Origin of the sequence: uncultured Catenibacterium sp. (genome assembly GCF_900540665.1) — a bacterium.
GTDB lineage: Bacteria > Bacillota_I > Bacilli_A > Erysipelotrichales > Coprobacillaceae > Catenibacterium.
This window is the reverse complement of record NZ_UQGV01000005.1, coordinates 1-18,891: the sequence shown is the minus strand read 5'-3', so window position 1 is coordinate 18,891 and position 18,891 is coordinate 1. Positions and strand designations below refer to the sequence as shown.

Sequence of the window (18,891 nt, the reverse complement as noted above, 5' to 3'; positions counted from 1 at the left end):
GAAACAATTAATGATATGATATATACAGATAACATACTTCTATTTGATCTAGATGGAACAGTACTTAATACCGATGAATTGATTTTCCAATCATTCAGATATACTTTTAAACAACTTCTTCCTGACTATACATTATCAGAAGTTGAGCTTCTCTCTTTCTTAGGACCACCTTTAAAAGATTCATTTGCCCGTTATTTTTCAGGTGATCAGGTAGATGAAGCAGTACAGATCTATCGCGCTTATAATCGTGAGAAGCATAATGATTATGTCACTCTATATCCTCATGAAACAGAAGTATTAAAAAAACTTCATGAGAGAGGAATAAGAATGGCTATTGTCACTACAAAATTCAAGGATGCAGCTGTTTATGGATTAAAGTGTGCACACTTGGATCAGTATTTTGAAGTAGTGATTGGAAGTGATGAAGTCACTCATGGCAAACCTCATCCTGAAGCGTTACTTACTGCAATGAAGAAAATGAATGTGACAAAAGGTTATATGATTGGTGATAATGTGACAGATATTCAAGCAGGTAAGAATGCCGGTATTAGAACTATTGGAGTGACCTGGTCTTTAAAAGGAACCCAGGCACTTCTTGATGAACATCCAGATTATATGATGGAGTCTTATGAAGACTTATATGATTATCTAGAAAGGATGTAAGTGTGAAAGATATTATAATTATTGGTGGTGGACCAGCAGGACTCACTGCGGCACTCTATGCAAGTCGTGCAGGCGCTGATGTCACTATTATTGAATCAGGTGCACCAGGCGGCAAACTAAACTTAACAGCTCATATAGAAAACTATCCAGGAATAAAAGAGATGATGGGTCCTCAGCTTGCCTATGATATGTATGAACAGGCATTAAACTTTGGTGCCCAGCTTAAGATGACAGAAGTAAAATCTATTGTAGATAAAGGTGACTATAAAAAGGTTATTACTTCTAAAGAAGAACTAGAAGCGCGTGCAGTAATCATTGCGACAGGAACTAAAGAAAGAAAAATGGGACTACACTTAGAAGATGAAATGACTGGTAAAGGTATTTCTTATTGTGCTGTTTGTGATGGACCATTTTTTAGAGGTAAAGAAGTCGCTGTCATTGGTGGAGGTAATAGTGCGATTGAAGAATCAATCTATCTTGCTGGTATTACAGAAAAGGTTCATATTATTATGAGACGTGATGTCTTCCGTGCAGATGATTATTTAGTTAAGAAAGCATTGAGTAATGAAAAGATTGAATTTCATTTCAAGAAGAAGCCACATGCGCTAATTGTAGAAGATGATACACTAAAAGGCTTAGAACTAGAAGACAGTGATACAAAAGAACTAGAAAACCTTTATGTACAGGGTATTTTCCCATTTATTGGTTTAGATCCTGTAACTGATTTTGTGAAGGATTTAGGTATCACAAATGAACAGGGATATATTAATGTAGATGAACATATGGAAACATCTATTCCTGGAATATTTGCGATTGGTGATGTCAGAACAAAGACATTAAGACAGGTTGTCACAGCCGCAAATGATGGTGCAATTGCTGGACAATATGCTGCAAAGCTTGTTGAAGAGAACTGATTGAAGTTCTCTTTTTTGAATGCTTTATACACTCATCGATGTATGTTATAATAATTGAGGTTGAGGAGGATAGGTCTATGAAGAATGTAGAAGTTGTATTAGTTACTGGTATGTCAGGCGCAGGTAAATCTACTGCCATGGCTATATTTGAAAATATGGGATATTATTGTATAGATAACTATCCAGTCGCATTACTTGAACAGTTTGGAGATTATTTGTTAGAGGAAACTTTAGGCGGCAAGATTGCGATGGGAATATATCTAGGAGATGCACTTCAGGCTATTCGTGAATTAACTAATATGGATTGGATCAATTTAACTGTTGTATTCCTAGATTGTGATAATATGGAAATCTTAAAGCGTTACAAGCAGACAAGACGTTCTCATCCGATGATGATCATGAATAAAGCCAATACACTTTATGACTCTATTGAATTAGAACGCCAGGAATATGAACAGATTAAAACACAGGCTGATTTAATCATTGATACAACTCTATTAAAGCGTACAGCTTTACAGGATAGACTAGAAGCATCTTTCTATCATGAAACAGGAGAAGTATTCCGTGTTTCTTTTGTATCATTTGGATATAAGTTTGGCATTCCTAAGGATGCTGATTTACTTCTTGATGTCAGATTCCTACCAAATCCATTCTATGTTCCTGAACTTAGAAATAAGACAGGAAACGATAAGGAAGTCTATGACTATGTCATGGAAAAGCCAGAAACACAGGAATTTGTAGAAAAGACTCTGACTTATTATGATTATTTATTGAAAGAATATGAAAAAGAAGGAAAGATGCAATTGATTATCGGTATTGGCTGTACAGGTGGCCAGCACCGTTCTGTCACATTAACTAATTTCCTTGCAGACCATTATAAGAAATATTATAAAGTATATAAGTGGCATCGTGATGCTGACCACTAGAGGATGTGAAAAGAAATGTTGTCGTTTTCAAGAAAAGTAAAGGAAGAGATCGTGTTTAATGAGTTTGACCACGACTGTTCAAAAGCGATTCTTTGTGCGTTATTAAAAACCAATGGAACACTGATGTTAGGACAGGGACTCTCTCTCTTGATCCGTACAGAAAACGCAAAAATAGCGTCAAAGATGCATAAGCTTCTTAAAGAACTATATGCACCTTCAATTGAATTTAAAGTAAAAAAGATGATGAAACTTAAGAAGAATAATGTTTATCTTCTTAAGGTTTCTAAGGCAAGAGAAATACTAGAAGATCTTCATTTATTAGAGGGGCTAGGATTTACGATGTTACCTTCTGATGAGATTCTATATGATGATCGTACAAGAAGAGCTTATCTTGCAGGTATATTTCTTGCAAGTGGATCAGTCAATAACCCAGATACTTCTAATTATCATTTAGAGATGAGTGTACAGGATGAACCTCTTGCACAATATATTGAAACTATGTTGAATAGCTATGGCTTAAATGCACATGTAATCAAGAGACGTAATCGTTATGTCATCTATATGAAATCTGCAGAAAGAATAGGAGACTTCCTACGTGCTATAGGTGCTTCTACTTCTGTTATGGAGTTTGAAACAACACGTATTGACCGCTCTATGGCCAATACTGTAAACAGATGGAATAATTGCGATATTGCGAATGAAATGAAGGCGATGACAGCCAGTGCCAAACAGATTGAAGATATTGCTTATGTGATTGATAAAGCAGGCATAGAGATTCTAGACTCTAAAACAGCTGAAGTTGCTCAGATCCGTTTAGAAAACCCGGAACTTACACTTAACGAACTTGCAGATGTTTATTTTGATAAAACAGGACAGACTATTTCCAAATCAGGTCTTCACCATCGTTTTAAGAAGATAAAGGATGAAGCAGCACGTCTTCGTCAGATGGAGGAAGAATAATGACTGTCACAGAAAGATTTGGAATGCGTATCAAAGAATTAAGAATGCAGCAGGGCATTTCTCAAGAAGAACTAGGCTTTAGATGTCATCTTTCTAAGAATTATATATCTGATGTAGAAAGAGGCACTAGAAATGTGAGTCTTAAAGCCATTGATCAGTTTGCGAAGGGTTTAGGTGTTACTCTTAAAGAGCTTTTTGATTACTAATCATGTGAAATTTTAGAAGATGTCTAAGGCATCTTCTATTTTTTGTTTGAAATTGGTATAATTTTTGTAAGTTCATCATTTGTTTACAATAGAGACATATAATGACTACACTTAAAGGAGAAACTATATGGATGCACTAATCTATTTTATAATTATATTTTTAATTCTATCTGTTTTCTTAAACATTATTGTATATGCATGGCCTTTCTTATTGATCATGTTTGTTGTATATGAAATCTGGAAATATTTTAAACTCAAGAAAATCAGAAAGCAGTATGAAGAAGCACAATCACAATATTCATCTCAATCTCAGTCAAGTACACGTAATGATAATCCTGATATCATTGATGTAGAATATAAGGTTGTAGATGAAGAAAAGACAGGAGATGACAATTAAATGATCTGTCCAAGATGTCATAAAGAAGTCCCAGAAGGGTCTCATTTCTGTCCTCACTGTGGTATACCACTTGATGACAAATGTCCACATTGTGGACATCAGAATATTCCGGGTGCGAAATTTTGTGCTTTTTGTGGAAGACCACTTGTAGGAGGAACAACACGTCGTCCACAGGGTTCATTTACGCCAACAGAGGATATCTATCACGAAGAAGAAAAAACATATGAACCAGAAAAGGTATCACATAAAGTAAATTGGAAAATCGTTCTGATTTCAGTATTAGTTCTTATACTTGCCACTACAGGAGCACAATATTATCTTCAACATTCTAAGAGTATTAAGTTTTCTGATAGTAATACAAGTGTTTCAGAACAGATTAATTCTATTGTAAAGCTTAAGAAAACAACAGTAATTGAACAATCTTCTAACTTATCAAATGATGGCATGGTAGCAGCAGATGACCATTACATCTATATGTCTAATACCAACAATAAGTTAGTGAAATTAGATAAGAATATGAATGTTGTAAAGACATATGATATCAAGTATGCCACTTATTTAAATCTAGTAGGTGAGAAGCTTTATTATACTGATCGTGATCATCATATCTCTGTTCTTGATACAAATACAGGCAAGCATGAAACACTACAGGATGTTTCAGCATTCTATATGACTTATCATGATGGTAAGCTCTATTATCAGAATGATAGTGATAATGAAAACTTATATGTTTATGATATTTCTAGTAAAACGTCTACTAAACTTTTAGATGAACATATCTACAATATGAACTTTAATGGAGATATCATTTATCTGACTGGTAAGAGTTCTATTATTTCTTATAATATGACTACTAAAGCCACAGATACTATATATAATGAACAGGTTTATGGTTCAGTCTATAGAGATGGTTATCTTTATTTCACTACACCTAAAATGGCAATCGGTAGAGTGAATGTCCAAACAAAAGAATCTCAGATTATTTTGAATAATATTGGTTATTCTATGTTTGTGATGAGTGATGAAGCAATCTATTATGTAGGCAGTGATGCAAAGATGTATCGTCTTGATTTTAATAAAAAAGAACCAACTGCAGTATACCAATTCCAGTCACATCGTATCAGTGGTATGCAGATTGTGAATGATCATCTATTTGTGAAAGATAATCAGGATTGGAAAGTAGTGAATACTTCTAATACAAAGTATGCAGTGATATTTGAGAATTAGGTACTGATTTACTTCAGTGCCTTTTTTTGTGCGCAGGATTTATGTTATAATGGGTGGGTGAAAAATGGAGATGATTATATGTTTATACGCGAAATTATTGAGGCAACAAACGGAAAACTCTTAAATGGTCACTTAGATGACCAGGTTAATGGCTTTACACAGGATACACGTGTGATTCAGCCAGGCAACCTATATATCCCTCTAGTAGGTATTAAAGATGGACATGACTATATTCCACAGGCATTTGATAAAGGTGCAGCAGCAACTCTTACAAATCGTCCAATTGAAGATGATTCACATAATGTGATTCTAGTAGAAGATACAATGAAGGCATTGGGTGATTTAGCACGTTATGTACGTGTACATTCCAATGCGAAGGTTATAGGCATTACTGGTTCAGCAGGAAAAACAAGTACTAAGGATATGATTGCAAGTGTTATTTCACAGCAATATACTACATTAAAAACACAAGGAAACTTCAACAATAATATCGGTCTTCCACTCACTATTCTTCGTTATAATGGTGAAGAAGTCATGGTTATTGAAATGGGTATGAACCATCTAGAAGAAATAGATTACTTAACGAAGATTGCTTTACCTGATATTGCGGCTATTACTAATATTGGTACAGCACATATTGGTGAACTTGGCTCAAGAGAAAATATCTTACAGGCTAAGATGGAAATTGTACATGGTATGAATCATGGTACTTTAGTAGTCAATAACGACAATGATCTTTTATCAACAGTTCATCCCGAAGGGATTTCATTAAAGACTATTGGTATTGAAAGTGACGCTGATCTCAAGGCAACTGATATTATTCTTAATGAAGATATGTCATCATTTAGAGTGAAGGTCAATGGTCAGGACTATGCTGTAAGAGTTTATGTACCAGGTGTTCATTTTATCTTTAATGCATTAATTGCGATTCAGATTGGCTTATTATTAGATATCCCAATGGAAAAATGTATCAGAGGTATTGAAACATTTGAACTTACTAAAAATAGAAATGATATCTTAACACTGGACCGTCATATCCGTGTTATTGATGGCACTTATAATGCAAACCTTGATTCTATGAAATCAAGTATTGATGTATTATCAGGCTATGCAGATCGTAAGATTGCCGTATTAGGGGATATGTTAGAACTTGGAGACTATGAAGAAACACTTCATCGTGCTGTAGGTGCTCATCTACTTAAAAAGAATATTGATTTAATCTTGACTGTAGGCCCTGCTGCGCGTTATATTTCAGACGAGGTCAATAAGGCTAAACCAGGTATTGCATATCATTTTGATGATAATGCATCATTAAGTGCTTATTTGCAAGAATGTCTAGAAGAAAATGATGTTGTTCTAGTGAAGGCTTCTAATGGTATGCATCTTAAGGAAGTCATTAATGATTTAAAGGAGAATAATTAAATGAAGTTATTATTAGTATGTGGTGGACAGTCTACAGAACATGCTGTCAGCCGTATGTCATGTGTGAATATCTATAAAAATGCAGATAAGAGTAAGTATGATATCAAGATTGCAGGTATTACTAAAGAAGGAGAATGGTATGATCTAGTATCTACTGATTTTTCTAGTGATAGCTGGCTAGAAGGTGCAACAAAGATCACTGATCATTTCACTTTCTTAAAATCTTTTGATGTTGTCTTCCCTGTATTACATGGTCAGTTTGGTGAAGATGGAACTATCCAGGGCTTATTAGAAATGGCTCAGGTTCCTTATGTGGGATGCCGTGTGATGGCATCATGCACTGCAATGGATAAGATCTATGCAAAGAAATTATTTGATCAGGCTAATATTCCTCAGGTACCTTCTTTATATGTTAAGAAGAGATATGATGATAAATTAGTTGTAGTAGATGATGAAGGAAGAGAAAGCTTTAACGTAGAAATGGAAATCTATACACATTTAGGATTCCCTTGCTTTGTGAAAGCAAGTCGTTCTGGTTCAAGTGTAGGATGTTATAAAGTAAATAGCCTTACTGAATTATTACCAAGACTTCATGAAGCAGCAACTTATGATCGTCATGTTGTAGTAGAAAAGGCTATTAACGCAACAGAATTAGAATGTGCTGTTATTGGTAATGATGATATTAGTGCATCACGTGTAGGACAGATTTTACCTCATGGTGAATTCTATACATATGAATCTAAATATGAAGATGAACAGAGTGCAACATGCATTCCTGCAAGAGTAGATCAGTCTATCCAGGATTATATCAGACAGGCTGCAGTGAAAGCATTCAAGGCAGTGGATGGAACAGGTCTAGCTAGATGTGATTTCTTCTATGATAACGATACAGGAAACGTATATTTGAATGAAATCAATACAATGCCTGGCTTTACAAATATCTCTATGTATCCTCAGCTAATGAAGGATGCAGGACTAGATACACCAGCTCTTATTGATGAATTAATCAAACTTGCATTACAGAGATAAGATGTCGAAAGACATCTTTTTTTATAGCTCCAAGTAATAAATAATTATAAATATAAAAAATAATTTGCGAAGTAAGTATAAAAATGTCTGTAATTAAAAACAATGAAAAAAACATTGAATATTACATCAAAATTTATATAAGTTATCACAAGAAACCGCTTATAAAACTGAATATCCGATAAATAATTAATATAATTAGGAAAATAAGGAAAAAAATCAAAAAGTTTGTTGACATGTTTATGTGAGAAGTATATTATAAACACAACAACCCAAAAGAAAACGACTTTGATAGGAACTAGTAGAGGAATGATGAAAGCGCAGAGAGGTTCTGGCTGGTGTAAAGAACTGTTTGATCATCTTTGAACTCATCCTTGAGTGGAGCACTGAATTAAGTAGGCTGCTACGGCACTTGCGACCGTTATCTCGCTAGAGTATGAACTTTATATATAAAGCGTACTCGATAAGGTTGATATTGTGAGATATCAATAAATTGAGGTGGAACCACGAAGAATTATTCTCTCGTCCTCTTACGATAGTAAGGGCGAGGGCTTTTTTTATAGGTTGGAAAGGAGAATAAACAATTATGATGAATTACCAAAAGTACAAGAGATTTGAAACGGTGAGCTTGAAAGACCGTACATGGCCAGATAAGACAATTGAAAAAGCACCTATCTGGTGTTCAGTAGATTTACGTGATGGTAATCAGGCACTAGTAACACCAATGAGTATTCAGGAAAAGGTCAGAATGTTCAAGCTATTAGTAGAACTTGGATTCAAGGAAATTGAAGTAGGTTTCCCATCTGCTTCACAGATTGAATATGATTTTCTAAGACTATTGGTTGAAGAAAACCTCATTCCTGATGATGTCACTGTTCAGGTATTAACTCAGTGCCGTGAACATTTGATTAAAAGAACATTTGAAGCCCTTGATGGATTAGATCGTGCTATTGTGCATATTTATAACTCTACAAGTATTCTTCAAAGAGATGTTGTCTTCAACAAAAATAAAGATGAAATCAAGAAGATTGCGACAGATGGCTGTGCTCTTGTAAAGAAGTTATGTGATAATTTCAAAGGTCAAGTCATTCTTGAATATTCACCTGAAAGTTTCACTGGTACAGAAATGGATTATGCGGTAGAAGTAGTGGATGCAGTCTTAGATGTATGGGGAGCTTCTAAGGATAATAAAGTGATTGTCAACCTTCCTTCTACTGTAGAAATGGATACACCAAATGTTTTTGCAGACCAGGTTGAATATGTATGTAGAAACCTAAAGGATCGTGAAAGAGTGATTCTTTCTGTTCATCCACATAATGATAGAGGATGTGGCGTAGCCGCTACAGAACTTGCATTAATGGCTGGGGCAGATCGAGTAGAAGGTACACTATTTGGAAATGGTGAAAGAACAGGTAATGTCGATATTGTCACTGTTGCATTGAATATGTATACACATGGTGTCAATCCAGAACTTGACTTCTCACAGATGAATGATATCAAGCATGTTTATGAAGAATGTACAAAGATGGAAGTCAATCCTCGTTCACCATATGCAGGTCAGCTCGTATTTACTGCTTTCTCTGGAAGCCATCAGGATGCGATTAATAAAGGTATTCATAAATATCATGAAAGACAGCAGAAACAATGGGAAGTACCTTACCTTCCAATTGATCCAGCTGACTTAAATAGACAATATGAACCAATTGTTCGTATTAACTCTCAGTCAGGTAAAGGTGGCGTGGCCTTCGTTATGGATACAGTCTTTGGTTATCATCTACCTAAAGCATTACAGAGTGACTTCGCAAAGATTGTACAGAACATCTCTGAAGCAGAAGGTGAAGTATCACCAGAAAGAATCTATGATACTTTCAGAAATGAATATATTGAAAATGAAGAACCCTTCCAGTTCGTATATCAGAAACTAACAGATATCTCAGAAGATACAGAAAACGAATATGAAAGAAAAGTAGAACTAACAATTCGTGATCATGGTGAAGAGCGTACAATTGTTGGTTATGGTAATGGTCCAATTGATGCAGTTAAGAATGCCTTCAATGATAATGGATACCATTATATTCACTTATTAGATTACTCAGAACATGCATTAACATCTGGTTCAAGTGCTAAAGCAGCTGCTTATGTACAGCTTAGAGCCAAAGGTACATCTATTATTGAATGGGGTGTAGGTGTTCATCCAAATATTACAACTGCCACTATTAAAGCGATTATTTCCGCTATGAATAGAATACATAAAGATATGAGGGAGGCCGCTTAATGGAAAGACTTGTCCTGTCTATTCTAGTTGATAATACAGCCGGCGTACTAAGTCGTGTCGCTGGATTATTTTCTAGAAGAGGCTACAACATTGATTCATTGACTGTTGGGGAAACAAATGATCCAACAGTCTCACGTATGACTGTATCTGCAAGAGGAGAACCAGCCACTCTTGCACAGATTAAAAAGCAGTTAAGAAAGCTGGAAGATGTAATTGAAATATTTCCGTTAGATGATGACCATTCAGTCTATCGTGAATTGGTGCTTATTAAGGTAGAAGCAGACCACTCACAAAGACCTGATATTGTGTCAATTGTTAATATATTTAGAGCGCAGATTGTAGATGTTGCGCCAAATTCACTCGTTGTGGAAGTAACAGGTGATGAAAGTAAGATCAATGGTATTCTCACAATGTTAGAAACGTTCAATATCACCGAAATCGTCCGTACTGGTATTGCTGGCATCGGAAGAGGACTAGATGATTTTGATATAGAAAAGATGAAAGCTAAGAATAATAGGGGGTAACGAAATATGGCTAAAATCTATTACAACACAGACTGTGATTTATCTTTATTGGATGGTAGAAAGGTTGCTATCATCGGTTATGGTTCTCAGGGACATGCACATGCATTAAACCTTAAGGAATCTGGAGTAGACGTTGTTGTTGGTCTATATGAAGGTTCTAAGTCTTGGAAGAAAGCAGAAGAGCAGGGACTTAAAGTTATGTCATCTGCTGATGCAGCTGCTTGGGCAGACATCATCATGGTATTAATTCCTGATGAATTACAGGCAAAACTTTATAAAGAAGCTATCGAACCAAACTTAAACGAAGGCGATATGTTAATGTTCGCTCATGGTTTCAATATTCATTTCAATCAGATCGTTCCACCAAAGAACGTTGATGTAACTATGATTGCTCCAAAGGCTCCAGGTCATACAGTACGTTCAGAATACCAGGTAGGTAAAGGTACTCCTTGTCTAGTAGCAGTTGAACAGGATTACACTGGTAAGGCTCATGATTATGCATTAGCTTATGGTGCTGCAATCGGTGGTGCAAGAGCTGGTCTATTAGATACTACATTCAGAACTGAAACAGAAACAGACTTATTTGGTGAACAGGCAGTTCTTTGTGGTGGTGTATGTCAGTTAATGCAGACTGGTTTCGAAGTATTAGTAGAAGCTGGTTATGATCCAAAGAATGCATACTTTGAATGTATCCATGAAATGAAGTTAATCGTAGACTTAATCTACCAGTCAGGTTTCGAAGGTATGAGAAAATCTATTTCTAATACTGCAGAATATGGTGACTATATCACTGGTCCTAAATTAATTACTGAAGATACTAAGAAAGCAATGAAGAAAGTATTAGCTGATATCCAGGATGGTTCATTCGCTAAAGAATTCTTACTTGAAATGTCAGCAGCAGGTGGACAGGCTCACTTCAAAGCGATGAGACAGTTACACAATGAACATGAATGTGAAAAAGTAGGTGCTGATATCCGTTCATTATATTCTTGGTCTGATGAAGATAAGCTTTTAAATAACTAATCACTAAGCAACACACACTTTGTGTGTTGTAACGAGGAAGTACATTCGTACTTTCTCGTTACAACATTCAAAAATAACTTGAGGAGGATTATATATAATGGGAATGACAATGACGCAGAAGATCTTAGCTGATCATGCGGGAGTAAAAGAAGTTCATGCAGGTGAATTAATTGAAGCAAATGTAGATATTGTAATGGCAAATGATATTACAGGACCTATGGCTTTACCAATCTTTAAGAAAATGGCTGATAAGGTCTTTGATAAAGATAAGGTTGTCTTAGTACCAGATCACTTTACACCTAATAAAGATATTAAATCTGCAGAGAACTCTAAAGCAATCAGAGAATTCTCTCGTGAGCAGGGACTAACACATCATATGGAACAGGGTAAATGTGGTGTAGAACATGCTATCTTACCTGAAAGCGGCATTGTTGTGGCAGGAGATGCTGTCATTGGTGCAGACTCACATACTTGTACTTATGGGGCTATTGGTGCTTTCTCTACAGGTGTAGGAACAACTGATATTGCGACAGGTATGGCGACTGGACAATTATGGTTCAAAGTACCTTCAGCCATTAAATTTAATCTTCATGGTAAACTACCAAAATATGTATCTGGTAAGGATGTTATTTTACATATTATTGGACGTATTGGTGTAGATGGCGCTTTATATAAATCAATGGAATTTACTGGTGAGGGTGTCAAAGAATTATCTATGGCAGATCGTTTCACTATTTGTAATATGGCTATTGAAGCAGGAGCTAAGAATGGTATCTTCCCTGTTGATGAAGCCACTATTGAATACTTAGATAAACATGCTAAACGTGACTATAAGATCTATGAAGCAGACAAAGACGCAGAATATGAAGAAGTGGTAGATGTAGACTTATCTGCCATTAGACCAACTGTTGCTTTCCCTCATCTTCCAGGTAATGCGAAGACAGTGGATGAAATTGAAGCAATGGATAAGATCTATATTGATCAGGTTGTTATTGGATCATGTACAAATGGTCGTATGGAAGACTTAAGAAAAGCTGCCGCTATTCTTAAAGGTAAGAAAGTGGCTGATAATGTGAGAGTAATGGTTGTACCAGCTACTCAGAAGATTTACTTACAGTGTATCCTAGAAGGTATTCTAGAAACATTTGTAGAAGCAGGATGTGCTGTCAATACACCAAGCTGTGGTCCATGTATGGGTGGTCATATGGGTGTTCTTGCGAAAGGTGAAAAGTGTGTTTCTACAACAAATAGAAACTTTGTCGGACGTATGGGTGATGTAGAATCATTAATTTATCTTGCATCTCCTGAAACAGCAGCTGCAAGTGCGATTGCAGGTTATATCGCAAATCCAGAAAAATTCGGAGGTAATAACTAATGGAAGCTAAAGGTAGAGTATTTAAATATGGTGATAATGTTGATACAGACGTTATTATTCCAGCAAGATATCTTAATTCATTTGATGCCAAAGAATTAGCGACTCATGCTATGGTGGACCTCGATCCTACATTTGTAGAAAGAGTTCAGCCAGGTGACATTATTGTCGCAAAAAAGAACTTTGGCTGTGGTTCATCAAGAGAACATGCCCCTCTTGCATTAAAGACAGCAGGTGTCTCTTGTGTTATTGCGAAAAGCTTTGCACGTATCTTCTATCGTAACTCTATTAATATCGGTTTTGCGATTCTTGAATGTCCAGAAGCTGTAGATGGTATTGATGATGGCGATGAAGTAAAAGTAGATTATGAAACAGGTAAGATTTATAACCTGACTAAAAATACAGAATATCAAGGTCAGCCTTTCCCGCCATTCATGCAGAAGATCATTGAACATGGTGGTCTTGTGAACTATGTCAATAATAAGAAAGGATAGAGGATATGGAAAAGAATATTGCAGTTATTAAAGGTGATGGTATTGGTCCTGAAATTGTGAATGAAGCAATCAAGGTTCTTGATGTCATTGCTAAGAAATATAATCATACATTCAATTACAAGAATATCCTCATGGGAGGCTGTTCTATTGACGCTTATGGAGTTCCATTAACAGATGTTGCATTAGAAGTCGCAAAAAACAGTGATGCTGTATTATTAGGTTCTATTGGGGGAGATACAAATACATCTCCATGGTATAAATTAGACCCTACATTAAGACCAGAAGCAGGATTATTAAAGATTAGAAAAGAATTAGGATTATTCGCAAATCTTAGACCTGCTTATTTATATAAAGAACTTGCAGGTGCATGTCCTTTAAAGGAAAGTACTTCTGCAGCAGGTTTTGATATGATTATCGTAAGAGAACTGACTGGTGGTTTATATTTTGGTGAAAGAAATACAAAAGAAATCAACGGCGAATTAGTAGCTCATGATAATCTTGTTTATTCAGAACATGAAATTAGACGTATCGCACAAAGAGGATTCGAAATTGCGATGAAACGTGGTAAGAAGCTTACAAGTGTTGATAAAGCCAATGTCTTAGATACATCACGCTTATGGCGTAAGATTGTGAATGAAGTGGCTCAGGATTTCCCAGAAGTAAAAGTAGAACATATGCTTGTAGATAACTGTGCCATGCAGTTAGTTAAAGATCCAGCACAGTTTGATGTTGTCCTCACTGAGAATATGTTTGGGGATATCTTAAGTGATGAAGCATCTATGGTCACAGGTTCTATTGGTATGTTATCAAGTGCTTCACTTCGTGAAGATCATCTAGGCATGTATGAACCAAGCCATGGCAGTGCACCAGATATTGCAGGACAGAATATTGCGAATCCACTTGCTACTATCTTAAGTGTCGCTATGATGCTACGTTATTCATTTGACATGGATGAAGAAGCAGCATGTATTGAAAAAGCAGTAGAAAAGGTTCTTGCGGATAATATCCGTACAGTTGATATTTATAAAGAAGGAATGACAAAAGTATCTACATCACAGATGGGTGATGCTGTGGTAGAAAGACTTTAGGAGGGTAATATGAGAAGTGATAATGTAAAAAAGGGAGTAGAACGTGCACCTCATCGTTCACTCTTCAATGCCTTAGGCATGACAGAAGAAGAATTAGAAAGACCTCTAATCGGGGTAGTTTGTTCATATAATGAAATTGTTCCTGGTCATATGAATCTAGATAAGATCAGTGAAGCAGTTAAGAAAGGTGTTTATTTAGCTGGTGGTGTACCAGTTGAAGTACCTGCGATTGCAGTATGTGATGGTATTGCGATGAACCATACAGGTATGAAATATTCACTTGTTACTAGAGAATTAATCGCAGATAGCACAGAATGTCTTGCAACAGCCCATCAGTTTGATGGTCTTGTCATGATTCCTAACTGTGATAAGAACGTACCAGGCTTATTAATGGCAGCCGCTCGTTTAAATATTCCAACTATCTTTGTATCAGGTGGTCCAATGCTTGCAGGTAAGAAATTAAATGGTAAGAAGACTTGTCTTTCTTCACTATTTGAAGCAGTTGGTCAATATAATGCGGGTACTTTAGATGCTGCACATCTAGAAGAGTTTGAAGAAAAAGCATGTCCAACTTGTGGTTCGTGTTCAGGTATGTATACTGCAAACTCTATGAACTGTTTAACTGAAGCACTCGGTATGGGTCTTCGTGGTAATGGAACTATTCCAGCTGTTTATTCAGCACGTATTAGACTTGCGAAACATGCTGGTATGAAAATTATGGAACTAGTAGAAAAGAACATCAAGCCAAGAGATATCATGACCCCAGCTGCATTCAAGAATGCAATGACAGTAGACATGGCTTTAGGATGTTCTACAAACTCAATGCTTCATTTACCAGCTATCGCACATGAAGCAGGTGTTGATTTAAATCTTGAAATTGCGAATGAAATTTCTAAATATACACCAAACCTTTGTCACTTAGCACCAGCAGGTTCTACATTTATGGAAGACCTAGATGATGCAGGTGGAGTATATGCAGTCATGAATGAACTTGATTCTTTAGGTATCTTAGATACAACAGGTATTACATGTACTGGTAAGACTATTAAAGAAAATATTTCAGGATGTGTGAATTTAGATCCAGAAATCATCCGTCCTGTTGATAACCCTTATATGAAAACAGGTGGTATTGCAGTATTAAAGGGTAATATTGCACCTGATAGCTGTGTCGTTAAGGCAGCGGCAGTCGCACCTGAAATGATGACACATACTGGACCAGCTAGAGTATTTGATAGTGAAGATGATGCAATCAAGGCAATTCGTGCTGGTAAGATTGTTAAGGGTGATGTTGTTGTTATTCGTTATGAAGGTCCTAAAGGTGGTCCTGGTATGAGAGAAATGTTATCTCCTACAAGTGAAATTGCTGGTATGGGTCTTGATAAAGATGTTGCATTAATTACTGATGGTCGTTTCTCAGGTGCTACTAGAGGGGCTTCTATTGGACATGTGTCTCCTGAAGCAGCAGTAGGTGGACCTATTGCTTTAATTGAAGAAGGAGATATGATTTCTATCGATATTCCAAATAATAAGATCAATGTTGCCGTAGATGATGAAACATTAGAAGCACGTCGTGCTAAATGGCAGCCAAGAGAACCTCGTATCACTACAGGTTACTTAAGACGTTATGCGGCACAGGTAACAAGTGCCAATACAGGTGCTGTATTACAGCCAAATGATAAGTAAAGGAGGATCCAAAAAATGCGAATGAAAGGATCGGACATTGTAGTAGAAAGCCTTCTTGAACAGGGCGTTGATACTATCTTTGGCTATCCAGGAGGTGCCATCCTAGAAGTCTATGATAGTTTATATAAATATCAGGATAAGATTCAGCACGTTCTTACATCTCATGAACAGGGTGCGTCTCATGCTGCCGATGGTTATGCACGTGCTACAGGAAAAGTAGGTGTCTGTATGGCTACAAGTGGACCAGGTGCCACTAACCTTGTTACAGGTATTGCCACAGCCATGATGGATTCAATTCCTTTAGTTGCTTTAACTGCCAATGTAGGTGTTAATGCCTTAGGTAAAGATGCTTTCCAGGAAATTGATATCAAGGGTGTGACTATCCCTATCACAAAACATAATTTTATCTGTAAATCACCAGAAGAATTGGCTCCTACTATTCGTAAAGCATTCCAGATTGCGAAAGAAGGACGTCCAGGTCCAGTATTAGTTGATATGACTAAGAATGCGACTGTAGGTTCTTGTGAATATACTAAAAAGGTACCAGATGTCATTGGCAGCCGTAATTATACATTCCCTACATCTTCTATTAAGAAAGCTGTAGAAATGATTGAAGCATCAGAAAAGCCATTCGTATTTGTTGGAGGTGGATGTATTGCTTCTCAGGCAAGTGCACCTTTAAAAGAATTTGTAGAAAAGATCGATGCACCAGTCACTGATACGTTAATGGGTAAAGGGGCGTATGACGGCACTAACCCACGTTATGCAGGGATGCTAGGAATGCATGGTACGAAAGCAAGTAATATCGGTGTATCAGAATGTGACTTGTTGATTGCGATTGGTGTACGTTTTAGTGATCGTATTACAGGTAATGTGGATACATTTGCGAAAAATGCGAAGATTATTCATATTGATGTCGATGATGCAGAAATCGATAAGAATATACCTGTTGATCTAGGTATTGTCGGAGATGCAAAAGATGTAATTGAAGCCATTAATTTGACTTTAAAACAACAAAATCATCCTGGATGGATGAAGGAAATACGTACATTAAAGGATCGTTATCCTTTAACTTATGATCAGTCAAGATTAACTGGTCCATATGTGATTGAACAGATTGATAACTTCACTGATTCTCAGGCTATTATTACAACTGAAGTAGGTCAGAACCAGATGTGGGCAGCTCAATATTATCACTATAGACGTCCTAGACAGTTCTTAAGTTCTGGTGGACTTGGTACTATGGGTTATGGACTAGGTGCTGCAATGGGAGCTAAATATGGCTGCCCTAATCAGTTAGTATTCAATATTGCAGGTGATGGATGTTTCCGTATGAACCTCAATGAATTAGCCACTGCATCACGTTACAATATCCCAATCATTGAAGTAGTACTTAATAACCATGTACTTGGTATGGTAAGACAGTGGCAGACATTATTCTATGGTGAACGCTATAGTGCGACAGTACTTCATGATAAGGTAGACTTCTGTAAGGTGGCAGAAGGATTAGGCTGTAAAGCTATCCGTGTCACTAAGAAAGAAGAAGTGATGCCTGCTTTACAGGAAGCAGTAGATTATCATGGTCCAGTAGTGATTGAATGTATTATTGATGATGATGATAAGGTATTCCCAATGGTTGCGCCAGGAAGCTCTATTGCGGAAGTATTTGATGAAGAAGATATGAAGAAGTAATTAAAAAGGCTTGAAATAAAATCAAGCCTCTTTTAGCGGAATAGAAATACGGATGGAGAATGTTTCTTCACTATCTTCAATAGAACATGTTCCTTTATGTAATTCTACAATACGTTTAACACTCTTTAAACCAATCTTATTACTTTCTACTTTAGATAAATCACTCTTCTTTTTGTTGGTTAAGAGGAGATCAAAAGAATCATCAAGAGTAAGAGTCATATCAACATCTTTATCTGAGTACTTATAAATATTAGAACAGAGGTTATTGATCATTCTTTTGCTCATGGAGAAGTCTAAAAGGACTTCTTTTTTTATATATTTAATGTCTTTGTGAATGATAAAGCCTTCTAATTCTAGATAGTTGAGATTCTCTTCTATATAGCCTAAGAGTGCTTCTGTAGATATACTTTCTAATTGAGGATGACTATTCTGTTCAAACACAAGTGAATAGGCAAATGTCTTATTAGACAATTCTTTGATTTGTTCTACTTTGTCAATACATCTATGTAGATAGTTATCCATCTGGTCCTGATCCTTAAAACAATGTAATGCAAGAATATCCAGATAACCTCTTAAGCTTGTTAAAGGGGTTCTTAGGTCATGGGACATTGCAGTAATGAGATCATGATGTGTCTGCTGCATCTCTTTTTCTTTTTCATAGTTTTCTTCTAATGTTATTCTTAGATTATCCATTTGATCAGCAAGTACTGCAAGTTCATCACGTCCTTGAATTGTCATAGGATGAGATAAATCACCATGGGACATATTCAGTATTTCCTGTTTTAAACATTCAATATATTTAACCTTATAACGAATAAAGAAGAATGTAGGAAGAAGGAAAGTCAGAAATGAACAAAACAATGCAGCATAGAAATAATACTTAATATACTTCAGTAAATTCATATCATACAGTTCTACTTCAGCCATTTGATCCTTAAACTGTACAATCTTTGTATAAACCGCATTATACGCATCTGTTTCAAAGTCAGTCTGTAAGAT

At 36.2% G+C, this 18,891-nt stretch carries 18 protein-coding genes and 1 other annotated feature; of the genes, 17 read left to right on the top strand and 1 reads right to left on the bottom strand.

Annotated elements, in window-relative coordinates; all coding sequences use genetic code 11:
- The first annotated feature begins 15 nt into the window (after window positions 1–15).
- From ppaX to ilvB, 17 genes are all read left to right on the top strand, one after another.
- Window positions 16–663, top strand: coding sequence for a pyrophosphatase PpaX (gene ppaX / locus QZQ55_RS01575; RefSeq protein ID WP_295089073.1), 648 nt, complete (start codon window positions 16–18; stop codon window positions 661–663).
- A gap of 2 nt (window positions 664–665) precedes the next feature.
- Complete coding sequence (gene trxB / locus QZQ55_RS01570) at window positions 666–1,577, top strand: thioredoxin-disulfide reductase (protein WP_295089070.1); 912 nt, start codon at window positions 666–668, stop codon at window positions 1,575–1,577.
- Between the two features lie 77 nt (window positions 1,578–1,654).
- Window positions 1,655–2,503: an RNase adapter RapZ gene (rapZ, locus tag QZQ55_RS01565; protein ID WP_295089067.1), complete on the top strand. Its 849-nt coding sequence runs from the start codon at window positions 1,655–1,657 to the stop codon at window positions 2,501–2,503.
- Between the two features lie 15 nt (window positions 2,504–2,518).
- Window positions 2,519–3,463: a DNA-binding protein WhiA gene (gene whiA, locus QZQ55_RS01560; protein WP_295089064.1), complete on the top strand. Its 945-nt coding sequence runs from the start codon at window positions 2,519–2,521 to the stop codon at window positions 3,461–3,463.
- Window positions 3,463–3,669, top strand: coding sequence for a helix-turn-helix domain-containing protein (locus tag QZQ55_RS01555; protein WP_295089062.1), 207 nt, complete (start codon window positions 3,463–3,465; stop codon window positions 3,667–3,669). Before whiA ends, QZQ55_RS01555 begins: the two co-directional genes overlap by 1 nt.
- 127 nt (window positions 3,670–3,796) lie before the next feature.
- Window positions 3,797–4,066 carry a hypothetical protein gene (locus tag QZQ55_RS01550; protein ID WP_295089059.1) on the top strand — a complete coding sequence of 90 codons (270 nt, stop codon included), beginning with the start codon at window positions 3,797–3,799 and terminating at the stop codon, window positions 4,064–4,066.
- Window positions 4,067–5,293, top strand: coding sequence for a DUF5050 domain-containing protein (locus tag QZQ55_RS01545; RefSeq protein ID WP_295089056.1), 1,227 nt, complete (start codon window positions 4,067–4,069; stop codon window positions 5,291–5,293).
- Window positions 5,294–5,371: 78 nt separating this feature from the next.
- Window positions 5,372–6,715: a UDP-N-acetylmuramoyl-tripeptide--D-alanyl-D-alanine ligase gene (murF, locus tag QZQ55_RS01540; protein ID WP_295089053.1), complete on the top strand. Its 1,344-nt coding sequence runs from the start codon at window positions 5,372–5,374 to the stop codon at window positions 6,713–6,715.
- Window positions 6,716–7,744, top strand: a complete 1,029-nt coding sequence (locus QZQ55_RS01535) for a D-alanine--D-alanine ligase family protein (RefSeq protein ID WP_295089050.1) — start codon at window positions 6,716–6,718, stop codon at window positions 7,742–7,744.
- Window positions 7,745–8,020: 276 nt separating this feature from the next.
- Window positions 8,021–8,274, top strand: a binding site (T-box leader).
- Window positions 8,275–8,327: 53 nt separating this feature from the next.
- A complete protein-coding gene (gene leuA / locus QZQ55_RS01530) occupies window positions 8,328–10,016 on the top strand; it encodes a 2-isopropylmalate synthase (protein WP_295089047.1) in 1,689 nt (562 codons plus the stop codon).
- Entirely contained in the window at window positions 10,016–10,540 is a 525-nt protein-coding gene (gene ilvN, locus QZQ55_RS01525; protein WP_295089044.1) for an acetolactate synthase small subunit, read from the top strand. Before leuA ends, ilvN begins: the two co-directional genes overlap by 1 nt.
- Before the next feature lie 6 nt (window positions 10,541–10,546).
- The gene (gene ilvC, locus QZQ55_RS01520) at window positions 10,547–11,563 is read left to right on the top strand and encodes a ketol-acid reductoisomerase (RefSeq protein ID WP_295089041.1); all 1,017 of its coding nucleotides are present in this window, start codon (window positions 10,547–10,549) and stop codon (window positions 11,561–11,563) included.
- Window positions 11,564–11,660: 97 nt separating this feature from the next.
- The gene (gene leuC / locus QZQ55_RS01515) at window positions 11,661–12,938 is read left to right on the top strand and encodes a 3-isopropylmalate dehydratase large subunit (RefSeq protein ID WP_295089039.1); all 1,278 of its coding nucleotides are present in this window, start codon (window positions 11,661–11,663) and stop codon (window positions 12,936–12,938) included.
- Window positions 12,938–13,429, top strand: a complete 492-nt coding sequence (gene leuD / locus QZQ55_RS01510) for a 3-isopropylmalate dehydratase small subunit (RefSeq protein ID WP_295089036.1) — start codon at window positions 12,938–12,940, stop codon at window positions 13,427–13,429. Before leuC ends, leuD begins: the two co-directional genes overlap by 1 nt.
- A gap of 5 nt (window positions 13,430–13,434) precedes the next feature.
- Complete coding sequence (gene leuB / locus QZQ55_RS01505; RefSeq protein ID WP_295089033.1) at window positions 13,435–14,517, top strand: 3-isopropylmalate dehydrogenase; 1,083 nt, start codon at window positions 13,435–13,437, stop codon at window positions 14,515–14,517.
- Between the two features lie 9 nt (window positions 14,518–14,526).
- Entirely contained in the window at window positions 14,527–16,200 is a 1,674-nt protein-coding gene (ilvD, locus tag QZQ55_RS01500) for a dihydroxy-acid dehydratase (RefSeq protein WP_006505169.1), read from the top strand.
- A gap of 15 nt (window positions 16,201–16,215) precedes the next feature.
- Window positions 16,216–17,892, top strand: coding sequence for a biosynthetic-type acetolactate synthase large subunit (gene ilvB, locus QZQ55_RS01495; RefSeq protein WP_295089031.1), 1,677 nt, complete (start codon window positions 16,216–16,218; stop codon window positions 17,890–17,892).
- Between the two features lie 21 nt (window positions 17,893–17,913).
- Here the strand turns inward: ilvB and QZQ55_RS01490 are convergent.
- On the bottom strand, window positions 17,914–18,891 hold a 978-nt coding region (locus QZQ55_RS01490), incomplete at its 5' end, for a HAMP domain-containing sensor histidine kinase (RefSeq protein WP_295089028.1).

Excerpts from the sequence above, each read along its gene's own strand:
- ilvD (WP_006505169.1), top strand. The coding sequence starts at position 14,527 with ATGAGAAGTGATAATGTAAAAAAGGGAGTAGAACGTGCACCTCATCGT.
- rapZ (WP_295089067.1), top strand. The coding sequence starts at position 1,655 with ATGAAGAATGTAGAAGTTGTATTAGTTACTGGTATGTCAGGCGCAGGT.
- leuB (WP_295089033.1), top strand. The coding sequence starts at position 13,435 with ATGGAAAAGAATATTGCAGTTATTAAAGGTGATGGTATTGGTCCTGAA.
- ppaX (WP_295089073.1), top strand. The coding sequence starts at position 16 with ATGATATATACAGATAACATACTTCTATTTGATCTAGATGGAACAGTA.
- QZQ55_RS01555 (WP_295089062.1), top strand. The coding sequence starts at position 3,463 with ATGACTGTCACAGAAAGATTTGGAATGCGTATCAAAGAATTAAGAATG.
- ilvC (WP_295089041.1), top strand. The coding sequence starts at position 10,547 with ATGGCTAAAATCTATTACAACACAGACTGTGATTTATCTTTATTGGAT.
- leuC (WP_295089039.1), top strand. The coding sequence starts at position 11,661 with ATGGGAATGACAATGACGCAGAAGATCTTAGCTGATCATGCGGGAGTA.
- ilvB (WP_295089031.1), top strand. The coding sequence starts at position 16,216 with ATGCGAATGAAAGGATCGGACATTGTAGTAGAAAGCCTTCTTGAACAG.
- QZQ55_RS01545 (WP_295089056.1), top strand. The coding sequence starts at position 4,067 with ATGATCTGTCCAAGATGTCATAAAGAAGTCCCAGAAGGGTCTCATTTC.
- ilvN (WP_295089044.1), top strand. The coding sequence starts at position 10,016 with ATGGAAAGACTTGTCCTGTCTATTCTAGTTGATAATACAGCCGGCGTA.
- leuA (WP_295089047.1), top strand. The coding sequence starts at position 8,328 with ATGATGAATTACCAAAAGTACAAGAGATTTGAAACGGTGAGCTTGAAA.
- murF (WP_295089053.1), top strand. The coding sequence starts at position 5,372 with ATGTTTATACGCGAAATTATTGAGGCAACAAACGGAAAACTCTTAAAT.
- leuD (WP_295089036.1), top strand. The coding sequence starts at position 12,938 with ATGGAAGCTAAAGGTAGAGTATTTAAATATGGTGATAATGTTGATACA.
- QZQ55_RS01550 (WP_295089059.1), top strand. The coding sequence starts at position 3,797 with ATGGATGCACTAATCTATTTTATAATTATATTTTTAATTCTATCTGTT.
- QZQ55_RS01535 (WP_295089050.1), top strand. The coding sequence starts at position 6,716 with ATGAAGTTATTATTAGTATGTGGTGGACAGTCTACAGAACATGCTGTC.
- whiA (WP_295089064.1), top strand. The coding sequence starts at position 2,519 with ATGTTGTCGTTTTCAAGAAAAGTAAAGGAAGAGATCGTGTTTAATGAG.